This is a genomic window from Halomonas sp. HMF6819, from assembly GCF_044335525.1.
Taxonomy (GTDB): Bacteria; Pseudomonadota; Gammaproteobacteria; order Pseudomonadales; family Halomonadaceae; genus Vreelandella.
The window spans coordinates 18,470-28,710 of sequence record NZ_JBIQVY010000011.1; the positions used below are offsets into that span (position 1 = coordinate 18,470).

9 protein-coding genes are annotated in these 10,241 nt (G+C 62.2%); 4 read left to right on the forward strand and 5 right to left on the reverse strand.

Features of this window, described 5'->3' with window-relative positions:
- Nucleotides 1–53: 53 nt before the first annotated feature.
- On the reverse strand, nucleotides 54–1,043 hold the full coding sequence (locus ACGLWX_RS18110; RefSeq protein WP_396241840.1) for a TAXI family TRAP transporter solute-binding subunit: 990 nt from the start codon (nucleotides 1,041–1,043) through the stop codon (nucleotides 54–56).
- On the opposite strand from ACGLWX_RS18110, the gene ACGLWX_RS18115 reads away from it, so the two are divergent.
- The gene (locus ACGLWX_RS18115; RefSeq protein WP_396241842.1) at nucleotides 1,042–1,296 is read left to right on the forward strand and encodes a hypothetical protein; all 255 of its coding nucleotides are present in this window, start codon (nucleotides 1,042–1,044) and stop codon (nucleotides 1,294–1,296) included. The two genes, ACGLWX_RS18110 and ACGLWX_RS18115, sit on opposite strands and share 2 nt — an antisense overlap.
- An 87-nt stretch (nucleotides 1,297–1,383) precedes the next feature.
- Here the strand turns inward: ACGLWX_RS18115 and ACGLWX_RS18120 are convergent, their stop codons facing one another.
- Both ACGLWX_RS18120 and prlC read right to left on the reverse strand, forming a co-directional pair.
- The gene (locus ACGLWX_RS18120; protein ID WP_396241844.1) at nucleotides 1,384–1,632 is read right to left on the reverse strand and encodes a YheV family putative zinc ribbon protein; all 249 of its coding nucleotides are present in this window, start codon (nucleotides 1,630–1,632) and stop codon (nucleotides 1,384–1,386) included.
- Between the two features lie 68 nt (nucleotides 1,633–1,700).
- A complete protein-coding gene (prlC, locus tag ACGLWX_RS18125; protein WP_396241845.1) occupies nucleotides 1,701–3,749 on the reverse strand; it encodes an oligopeptidase A in 2,049 nt (682 codons plus the stop codon).
- Nucleotides 3,750–3,997: 248 nt separating this feature from the next.
- On the opposite strand from prlC, the gene ACGLWX_RS18130 reads away from it, so the two are divergent.
- The 3 genes from ACGLWX_RS18130 to ACGLWX_RS18140 all read left to right on the forward strand — a co-directional run bounded on the left by ACGLWX_RS18130 (nucleotide 3,998) and on the right by ACGLWX_RS18140 (nucleotide 6,688).
- Nucleotides 3,998–5,347, forward strand: coding sequence for a sodium-dependent transporter (locus tag ACGLWX_RS18130; RefSeq protein ID WP_396241846.1), 1,350 nt, complete (start codon nucleotides 3,998–4,000; stop codon nucleotides 5,345–5,347).
- Nucleotides 5,348–5,370: 23 nt separating this feature from the next.
- On the forward strand, nucleotides 5,371–5,925 hold the full coding sequence (locus ACGLWX_RS18135; RefSeq protein WP_252109836.1) for a gamma carbonic anhydrase family protein: 555 nt from the start codon (nucleotides 5,371–5,373) through the stop codon (nucleotides 5,923–5,925).
- 91 nt (nucleotides 5,926–6,016) lie between these two features.
- Nucleotides 6,017–6,688, forward strand: coding sequence for a metal-dependent hydrolase (locus ACGLWX_RS18140; RefSeq protein WP_252109837.1), 672 nt, complete (start codon nucleotides 6,017–6,019; stop codon nucleotides 6,686–6,688).
- Here ACGLWX_RS18140 and ACGLWX_RS18145 read toward each other — a convergent pair.
- Nucleotides 6,664–8,046, reverse strand: coding sequence for a sigma-54-dependent transcriptional regulator (locus ACGLWX_RS18145; RefSeq protein WP_396241848.1), 1,383 nt, complete (start codon nucleotides 8,044–8,046; stop codon nucleotides 6,664–6,666). The two genes, ACGLWX_RS18140 and ACGLWX_RS18145, sit on opposite strands and share 25 nt — an antisense overlap.
- Nucleotides 8,039–9,949: an ATP-binding protein gene (locus tag ACGLWX_RS18150; RefSeq protein ID WP_396241850.1), complete on the reverse strand. Its 1,911-nt coding sequence runs from the start codon at nucleotides 9,947–9,949 to the stop codon at nucleotides 8,039–8,041. The genes ACGLWX_RS18145 and ACGLWX_RS18150 overlap by 8 nt, the downstream gene beginning before the upstream one ends.
- Between the last annotated feature and the right edge of the window lie 292 nt (nucleotides 9,950–10,241).

Here is a 10,241-nt window from a genome sequence, read left to right on the forward strand (position 1 = left end):
ACAAAATGGCCCCGCGCGGCGGCGCCGGCGGGGCAAAAAGCGAGCGGACCGGCTTACTTGATCAGGCTATCGTCGATCTCATAGCCGTTCTCTTCGAACCAGCGCGCCGCACCCGGGTGGAAGGGCAGCACGGTGTTGTGCACGACGTTTTCCGGCACGGTGGTTTCGGCGCTACGGTGAATCGAGCGCATGCGGTCGTTGTTCTCCATGGTGACCTTGGTGACTTCGTAGATGAAGTCCTCGGGTAGGTCGCAGCCCGCCATGGCGAAGTTCCACATGGAAACGACCGGGGAGTCCTCCTCGAGTGTGGTGTAGGTGCTCGCCGGAATGTCGTACTCCGCGACCGGGTAGTTGTCGAGCACGGTAGCGCGCTCTTCGTCGGTGAAGGAGATGATGTTGACGTCGGTCTGCACCTCGAGCTGGCTGACCGCCGGAATCGGGATGCCCGCGGCGAAGGCGATGACGTCCAGCAGGCCGTCCTGGAGCTGGCCGCCGAGATCCGACCAGCCGCCGTTACGGCGCTCGAAGTTCACGCCCAAAGTTTCGAGCATCGCCGGGAAGTAGGTGTCCGAGGTGGACGCCGCCGGTCCGAAGCCGATGCGCGCGCCGTCGGGAATGTCCGAGATCGACTCGATACCGGAGCTTGAAAGCGCGGTGATCGAGAACGGTGTCTCGTACATCGGGAACAGCGCGCAGACGTTGTCCATTTTGAGCCCCGGCGCCAGAGGGCTTTCGCCGTTCACCGCGTCCGCGGCCGGGCCCATGGTGGTCAGGCCGAAGGCCATGTCGCCTGAGTGTACCAGTGCCAGGTTTTGGGTCGGGCCGCCGGTCACTTCGCCGCCGCCGGAAAGGCCCAGCTCGTCGGCGATGAAGTTGGCCCAGCCGGAGCCGTAGACGAAGTAAGTACCGCCTTGGCTTGCGGTACCGACGGTAAAGTTGTCCGGCCAGCCGGCGCGGTCTTCCTCGGCGCTGGCGCTACCGGCGGCGGCAACGAGAGTGGCGCTTGCGAGCATAAGAGCGGTTTTGGGCATGAATTGGCGCATGGCGAGAATTCCTTGGCTGTTATTGAGGTTTTTAAATAAGGCGGCAGTACCGCGTTTAAACAGCCTGTTTAGAGCGATCCTCGTGCCAGATGGAATGACTTTATTTATTTTCAGCGAGTTACGACGTTTTACTGCAACTTTGGTCGAAATCGAAAAAGCGGGAAGTGGCTGGATATTCGCACAGACGCCAGGTTCAGGCGTGCGAAAAGCCGCACACTCAAGCGAGGTGCGGCGATCAGGGGATGGGTCGTAAAAGCGCTGTCAGGAAAAGCCCTGTTAGAAACGGTCCTGTTAGAAAAAACCTGTCAGGCCAAATCCTGTTGAAGAAAGAAGGCGGGGTTCAGGAGTTGCCCTTGGGATCGAGAATCCGCACCGGCTGAACGTCCTGACTTTTTTGTTCCTCGCGTACCTGGTTGACCCGGGTGGTCAGCTCCGAGGAGTTTTCGTCTTCAATGGGAAGCTGCTCGAAAAAATCGCAGCTCACGCACTCGCGGTAGCGAATGCCGTTTTGCTCCCAGGCGCGAATGCGGTCCATGGCCGCGCAGCGCGGGCAGGTGACCCCGGCGATAAAGCGTTTCACACTCGACATGGTTTCTCCCGAGCGCGGCGGCCCGCCGCGCTCATTGGTCGTTGAAAAGAGGTCGTTGAAAGGGCGCGTCAGGCGGCGCGGATACCGCTGTGGCGCAGAAGCGGCTCGACGCTCGGCTCGCGCCCGCGAAACGCCTCGAACAGCTCGGCGGCATCCGCCGCGCCGCCTTGTTCGAGAATCTGCTGGCGAAAGCGCGTGCCGGTTGCCGGGTCGAAAATGCCCGCTTCCTCGAACGCACTCCAAGCGTCCGCCGAGAGCACTTCCGCCCACTTGTAGCTGTAGTAGCCCGCCGCGTAGCCGCCGGCGAAAATGTGGCTGAAGCTGTTCTGAAAGCGGTTGAAGTCGACCGTGGGTACGACCGAGGTTTGGCGGCGCACGTCATCCAATAGCGCCTGCACGTCATCCGCGCTCGGCGCCTCGAGCTCGTGATGCAGGCGCAGGTCGAACAGCGAGAACTCGAGCTGGCGCATCATGCCCATGGCAGACTGGAAGTTTTTCGCCGCCAGCAGACGCTCGAACAGCGCCTCGGGCAGCGGCTCGCCGCTCTCGACATTGCCGGAAAGCAGGTCGATGCCTTCGCGCTCCCAGCAGTAGTTTTCCATGAACTGGCTGGGCAGCTCCACCGCATCCCAGGCCACGCCGTTGATGCCGGAAATATCGGCGATCGACTGGCGGGTGAGCATGTGGTGCAGGCCGTGGCCAAACTCGTGAAAGAGCGTGGTGACTTCGTCGTGGGTTAAAAGCGCAGGTTTATCGCCGACCGGGGCGGTAAAGTTGCAGGTCAAAAATGCCACCGGCAGCTGCAGACCGTGTTCGCCTTCGCGACGCACGCGGCAGTCGGCCATCCAGGCACCGCCGCGCTTGCCTTCACGGGCGTATAGGTCGAGATAGAAGCCGGCGATCGGCGCGCCGTGTTCCAGAATGTTGAAAAAGCGCACGTCCGGATGGTATCGCGGCGCCTTCGTGTCTTCCTCGACCTGCAGGCCGTAAAGGCGCTCGAGCACCTGAAAGAGCCCGTCGACCACACGCGGAGCAGGGAAGTAGGGGCGAAGCTGCTCCTGGTTGATTGAGTAGCGCGCCTCGCGAAGCTTTTCGCTGACGTAGCCGACATCCCAAGGCTTCAAGGTATCGATACCGAGCTCCTCTCGGGCGAAACGGCCAAGTTCCTCGAACTCCTCTTCGGCTTGGGGCTTGGCACGGCGGGCCAGATCGTTGAGAAACGCCTCTACCTGGACCGGCGAATCCGCCATTTTGGTCGCCAGCGACAGAGCGGCGTAGGTATCGAAACCGAGCAGATGAGCCAGCTCCTGGCGCAGAGCGAGAATTTCCTCGATCAGCGCGGCGTTATCGAAGCGCCCCGCATTCGGGCCTTGGTTCGAGGCGCGAGTGACGAAGGCGGTGTAGACCTCTTCGCGCAGCTCGCGGCGGTCGGCGTAGCTGACCACCGGAATAAAACTCGGGAAATCGAGGGTGATGCGGTAGCCCACGACGCCCTTCGCCTCGGCGATGGCTTTTAGCGTCTCGCGGGCGCTTTCCGGCACGCCGGACAGTTCATCAACGCTTTCGATATCCTTGTGCCAGGCCTGAGTAGCGTCCAGCACGTGGTTGGAGTACTGGTTGGAAAGCTGTGAGAGCCGCGCCTGGATCTCGCCGTAGCGCGCCTTTTTATCCGCGGGCAGATCAACGCCTGCCAAGCGGAAATCGCGCAGGGCGTTATCCACGGTGCGCTGTTGGCCGGCATCGAGGTTCGACCAAGTGGGCTCTTGCTTTAGCGCTTGCCAAGCGTGGAAGAGGCCTTCGTGCTGGCCTACCCACGTACCAAAGGCGGAGAGCTTTTCGATGCACGCCTCATAGGCCTCTCGAAGTTCCGGCGAGTTCATGGTGCTGTTGAGCTGGCTGACCGGCGACCACGCGCGGGAAAGGCGGTCGTTGACCTCTTCCAGAGGGGCTGCGAAGTTTGCCCAGGTCGGCGGCGTGTGGCGTGCCTGGTCGACGAGGGACTCGATGGCCGCCCGGCTTTCGTCCAGAAGCGTGTCGATCGCCGGGACCACGTGCTCGGCGCGAATATCGGCGAAAGGGGGGAGCTTTTGTGTCTCAAGCAGGGGATTTTGGGACATGGACACCTCGTTGAAAATAAAAGGGCGCGATCACAAAGCGGTCATGACACAGTGCGGGCGATGACCCGCGCTTTCAATGGCGGCGGCGCTATTAAGCAGCGACCACGCGGGTATTAAAAAAGCGCGCGAGACGCTTCACGGCGGGCCCAAGGGGCCATTGGCCTTTGCCCGGGCGCCTGCTAGGCTTGCCGGCTTTCGATACCACCTTCGATACCAATTTTCGAGTCCACCAGGGGCAGGAGCAGGTGATGAACGACACGCTAGAGCGCTGGGGATCCAAACGCGCGTTTATCCTCGCGATGACCGGGGCGGCGGTTGGGCTTGGCAATATCTGGCGCTTTCCCTATATCGCCGGCGAAAACGGCGGCGCGGCGTTTTTGCTGCTTTATATCGCCTTCGTGCTGCTGCTGGGTATTCCGGTGATGATGGCGGAAATCCTGATCGGCCGCATCGGGCGCCAAAGCCCGATGCGCTCGCTGGCCACGCTCGCCAAGGCAAGCCAGGCGAGCCCACGCTGGCGCTATCTGGGGCTGTTTGGCGCTTTAACCGTGTTCTGTATTCTGTCGTTTTACTCGGTGGTGTCCGGCTGGTCGATCGAGTTTCTGGTGGCTTCGATCAACGGTACCTTCAAGGGTCAATCGCCGCAGGCGATTGGCGCCGGCTTCGAGGCCTTTCTGGCCAACCCCTGGCTTTTGGTCTTCAACCATTCGCTGTTTCTGTTCATCACCATGACCGTGGTCGCCGCCGGCGTTGCCAAGGGCCTTGAGCGACTGAACAATTTTCTGATGCCGCTTTTGTATCTGTTGTTGTTGGTACTGGCGGGTTACGGGGCGAGCACGGACGGTTTTGGCCCGGCGCTGCGCTGGCTCTTTTTGCCCTCTTTTGAAGCGATCACCCCGACGGTGGTGTTCCACGCCATGGGGCACGCCTTCTTCACTCTGGCGGTGGGCGCCTGTGCGCTGATGGCCTACGGCGCTTACATGCCCGAAGAGCAAAGCCTGACCCGGGCGGCCTTTGCGGTGGCGCTGCTCGATATTTGCGTCGCGCTGCTCGCCGGCATCGCGATCTTCGCGGTCGTCTTCGCCCGGGGGCTCGACCCGACCCTGGGGCCTGGGCTGATGTTCGTCACCCTACCCATCGCCTTCGCCGAGCTGCCTTTTGGCAGCCTTTGGCTCAGCGGCTTTTTCCTGCTGTTGCTGCTGGCGACCTGGACGTCGGCGATCAATCTAGCCGAGCCGATGGTCGCAACCCTTACCGGCATGGGCTGGCGGCGCGGTATCAGCACGGCGGCGGTTGCACTAAGCGTTTGGCTTCTTGGCGTGCTGGCCGCGCTCTCCTTCTCCACGCTTGGCGAGTTTCGCCCGCTCTGGGGGCGCAACGTGTTCGAGCTTCTAAGCTCGATTCCGCCGGACGTTTTTTTGCCGCTGGGCGGGCTATTGATCGCTATCTTCGCGGGCTGGGTGCTGCCGCCGTCCCTGGCGGCCGAGCCGCTGAAAGCGGGCAGTCGTGGCTACCGGCTCTGGCGTGCTACGCTTCGCTATATATCGATTCCGTTAACGTTGGTGGTGCTGGTAGGCGGCGTACTGGCGCTGGGTTGACTCATCACCTGAAAGGAGCACATATGAGCAAGGCGTTGAGAGCGTTCAAGGGGCAGAGCCCGCGTTTGGGCGAGCGGGTATTCATCGATCCGGCAAGTGTCGTGATCGGCGACGTCGTGCTGGGTGACGACTGCTCGGTCTGGCCGATGACGGTTATTCGCGGCGATATGCACCGTATCCGTATCGGCGCGCGGGTTAGCGTTCAGGATGGCAGCGTGCTGCACATCACTCACGCCAGCGACTTCAACCCGGACGGCTTTGCGCTCACCGTTGGCGACGACGTGACCATCGGCCACAAGGCGCTTTTGCACGGCGCCACGCTCGGCAGCCGCATTCTGGTGGGCATGGGTGCGATCGTCATGGACGGCGTGGTGGTCGAGGACGACGTGATCATTGCCGCCGGCGCCGTCGTAACGCCGGGCAAGACGCTCGAAAGCGGCTACGTTTACGGCGGCAACCCGGCGAAGGCGCTGCGCCCGCTCAAGGAGAAGGAGCGCGCGTTTTTCACTTACACCGCGGGCAATTACGTGAAGTTAAAAGATCAGTTTTTGGCCGAGCCGGATAATGAATCCGTCTAAACGGTTGCCCTGACACTCTTTTTTTCTATTCTCATCGTGTCGCGCGGGTCTATAATCTGTTAATTTATACAGTTTTATAGGGTGCCGCGGTATGGCGAATTTTCGCACGCACATTACGGTGGCGGCGGCGGGCGGCACGCTTTTGGCGTACGGGGGCTACCACGCCCAGTGGTGGTCGCCTTCTCAAGCGCTTTTGATGATCGCGCTGGTCGCCTTCGGCGGCATTTTGCCGGATATCGACGCCGACCGCTCCAAGTCCATCCGTTTGATTTTCAACCTGCTTTCGGTGCCCTCGCTAGTGCTCGGCGTGCTGCTTTTGCAGCCGTGGCTGGCGCCGGGCATGCTGCTCGTCGCCTGCGGCGGCATCTATTTTGGCGTGCGCTATATGGCGAGCATTCTGTTTTCCAAATTCACCGTGCACCGGGGTATTTGGCACTCGCTAATGGCCGCAGCGCTCTGTGCCGGTGCCACCGCGGCGCTCAGCTTTCATGCGCTGATGCAGCCGCCCTGGATTGCCTGGTCCCACGGGGCCTCGGTGCTGCTGGGGTTTCTCATTCACCTGGGGCTCGACGAGCTTTTTAGCGTCGACCTGGAAGGGGCACGGCTCAAGCGCTCTTTTGGCACCGCGCTGAAACTTGGCGACAGCCGCCGGCCGGTCTCGAATCTGCTGATGCTGATCGCGTTATTGACCCTGATGCCCTGGGTGCCGCCCTGGGGTGTGCTGGGCGAGCTTTTGCATCAGGGCTCGCTTTTGTGGCGGTAATCCTCGGCGCTCAGACCGTGCTTTTTCAGCTTGTCATAGAAGGTCTTGCGCGGCAGGCCCAGGTGCGTACACACATCGATCACGCGGCCCTGGTGGCGGGCCAGGGACTGGCTGATCAGGCTTTTCTCGAACAGCTCGACCTGGCGAGGTAGCGTGGGCTCTTCGACGCTTGAGGTTTCGCCGGCGAGCAGCACATCGAGGCGGTAGTCGAAGGCCGCGCCGAGCAGTACGTAGCGCTCGGCCAGGTTTCTAAGCTCGCGCACGTTGCCCGGCCAGTCGTGGGCAAGCAGTGTGGCCACAGCGTGGTTATCCAGCGTCGGCGCTTCCAGGCCGCTTCTGTTGGCGGCGACCACGGCGAAGTGCTGGAACAGAAGCGGGATGTCTTCACGGCGCTCGCGCAGAGCGGGCAGCGGCAGCGTCACCACGTTGAGCCGGTAGTAGAGATCCTCGCGAAAGCGGCCCTCGTCGGCGGCGACCTTGAGATCCACCTTGGTCGCGGCAATGACCCGGATATCCAGCGCCACCGTCTCGTTGGCACCCAAACGCTCGACGCTGCGCTCCTGCAATACGCGTAGAAGCTTCACCTGCAGCGCTGGCGGCATGGATTCGATTTCATCCAAAAACACCGTGCCGCCGTTGGCGTGTTCGAACTTGCCAATCCGGCGCTCCACCGCGCCGGTGAAGGCGCCTTTTTCATGGCCGAAAAGCTCGGATTCGATGGTGTGCTCCGGTACCGCCCCGCAGTTGATCGCCATGAACGGACTGGTGCGCCGGGCGCTGCGCTCGTGGATCGCCCGGGCGACCAGATCCTTGCCGGTCCCGGTTTCGCCCAGCAGCAGTACGTCGGCTTCGACCTGGCTGATGCGCTGGATCATCGCTGCCAGGTGCGAGATCACCGGCGTGCGGCCGACCAGGCGCGGGCCGAGCGCGGCGTGCTGTGCCTCGAGCTCTGCCTTGAGGTGGGTATTCTCCAGACTCAGCTGGCGCTTTTCGATACCGCGGCGGACCACGTCGACGAGCTGCTCGCCGGCGAAGGGTTTCTCCAAAAAGTCCCAGGCGCCGGCGCGCATGGCCTCCACGGCGGTGGAAATATCACCGTGACCCGTGATCAGAATGATCGGCAGCGTCGGGTCGCGCTTTTTTAGCGCATGTAGAAGTGCCATACCGTCCATGCCTGGCATGCGCATGTCGCTGACGATGACGCCGGGAAAGTGCGGCGGCAGTTCGGCCAGCGCCTGCTCGGCAGAGGCGAAGCAGTGCGGGGTGTAGCCGGCGAGTTCCAGCGTTTGGCTGGCCGTGATGCGCAGATGCGCCTCATCGTCGATGACGATCACGGGCAGCGTCTCGGGCTCATGCATGGCGGCTCTCCAACGGTTGAGCGGGCGGTTCGACGGGCGGCTCACTCGCGGCCAGGGTCAGGGTAAAACACGCGCCGTGGTCGGTATTGCTGGCCACGAGGCTGCCGCCCAGGTCCGTCATGATACGCGAAGAGATCGAAAGGCCGAGCCCCAGCCCGTTACCCGGCGCCCGGGTGGTGAAAAAGGGCTCGAAGATGCGCGTTAGGTGCTCTTCGTCGATCCCCGGGCCGTTATCCTCGACGCGAATATGCACGGCATCGCCTTCACGCTCGGCGCCGAGTGTCAGCCTGGGCGCTGGCTGGCCGCTGGTGGCCTGCAGGGCGTTGCCAATCAGGTTCACCAGCACCTGCTCCAAACGGACCAGGTCGCCCATCACCCAGAGAGGTTCGGCGGGCATCGTCTGGATCACCTCGGTGTGGCTTTCGCGCAGGCGGTTTTGAAACAGGCGAAGCGCGTACTCGGCGCAGGTTTGAACGGCGATGCTTTCATGGCGCTCGCTGCTCTTGCGCGAGAACTGTCGCAACTGAGCGCTAATATCCGCCATGCGCTCGGTCAGCTCGACGATCTGACCAAGGTTGGCGTCGGCCTGCTCGATGCGGGCAAGCTCGATGAAGCGCCGGGCGTTTTCGGCGTAGGCGCGAATCGCCGCCAGCGGCTGATTTAGCTCGTGGTTGATACCGGCCGCCAGTTGGCCCAAAACGGCCAGCTTCGCGGCTTGTACCAGCTCGTCCTGAGTCTGGCGTAGGCTCGCTTCAGCGCGCAGGCGTTCGTCGATCTCGCTGGAGAGGCGCTGGTTGCTGGCCACCAGGTCGCGAGTACGCCGCGCTACGCTGACTTCGAGCTCGTCGCGCACCCGGGCAAGCGTCTGGCGCTCACGCTCGGCGAACGCCTCGCGCTCCCGGCGTAGCCGCCAGCGCTGCCAGCCCACGCCGCCGCCAAGTACCAGCAATCCATACAGCCCGCCCGCCATCAGTGCGGCGATCCACTGCGCGCTGGCAACCGGCGTTAGCGGTTTGAGGATATGCATCTGCCAACCGAACTCGGCGATGGTATGGGTCAGACTCAGGTAGTGTTCGCCCGTCAGCGGCCCTTGCTCGAAGCTGACTTGCCGGCCATTGGCGTTATCGTCAGCGTCCACGCGAATGCCGGAGTAGTTCAATGGCTCCATGGCGTAGCGCCGGGTACGTCTTAGCATGTCACGCTCGGTGACATCGAGCGGATAGAGCGCGCTCATGCGAAGCTCCGGGCGGCTGGCCATGAAGATAATGTCGTCGCCGTCAGTGACGAAAAGCTCGGCGTCCTGCTCCGCCCAGCTCTGCTCGACCTCGTCGAGCAGTACTTTGATCACGATCACTCCATCCGGCGTGGCGTCCGGGGCGGTATCGTCCAGCCAGACCGGGGCTGAAAAGAAGTAGCCGCGCTCGAGCGACTGGGTGCCCAGCCCGAAAAAACGCCCGGGTTGGCCGTTCATGGCTTGGGTGTAGTAGCTACGAAACGAATAGTTGTGGCCGATGAAGGTGTTGGGGCGGTGCCAGTTGCTGGCGGCCAGGGCGGTGCCTTCCCGGTCCAGCAGGTAGACGTCGGACACCCCCGCGGTAAAGCGAAACCGATCCAGCAGCATGTTGAGTGGCATGGGGTTTTGGCTTTGCGGCGAGGCGAGAAAGCGGCGCACGGCTTCACGAGTAGCCAGCATGGGAGGCAAATAGTCAAAGCGCAGCAGATAGCCCTTGAGATTGGCCGCCGACAGCCGCAGCTCGTTTTCGGCGTCCTCCCCCAGCTCACCGAGCGCGCGCACCCGGGCAAACTCGGCGGCCTGCCACATACCAGCCACCAGCCCCATTATGAGCGCCAGGACCCAAAGCAGACGTCCGCGGCTCGAGGGAATAAGCGGTGAGAGGATCATAAGTCTCGCCTTTAACGGGATAGCGCCAAGGTTATGGGGTTTACCCAAGGCGCTCAATACCAAAAAGGTGGATACCTTTTTGGTATTGGAAATAGGGGGCTGGAGCCGTTTTTACCTGCATTTGAAAAACCGCTTGCACTCGCCCGGCCAAATCCGTAAAGTACGCATCCGCTGCCGGGGACGGACAACGTTTCAGGCGGTGAATGAAGGTAAAAACCTTCGGTTTGTCAGGAAGTTAGCGCAGTTTTAATCGCTTGCTTCACGCGCTGAAATCAGCGGTTGACAAACATCA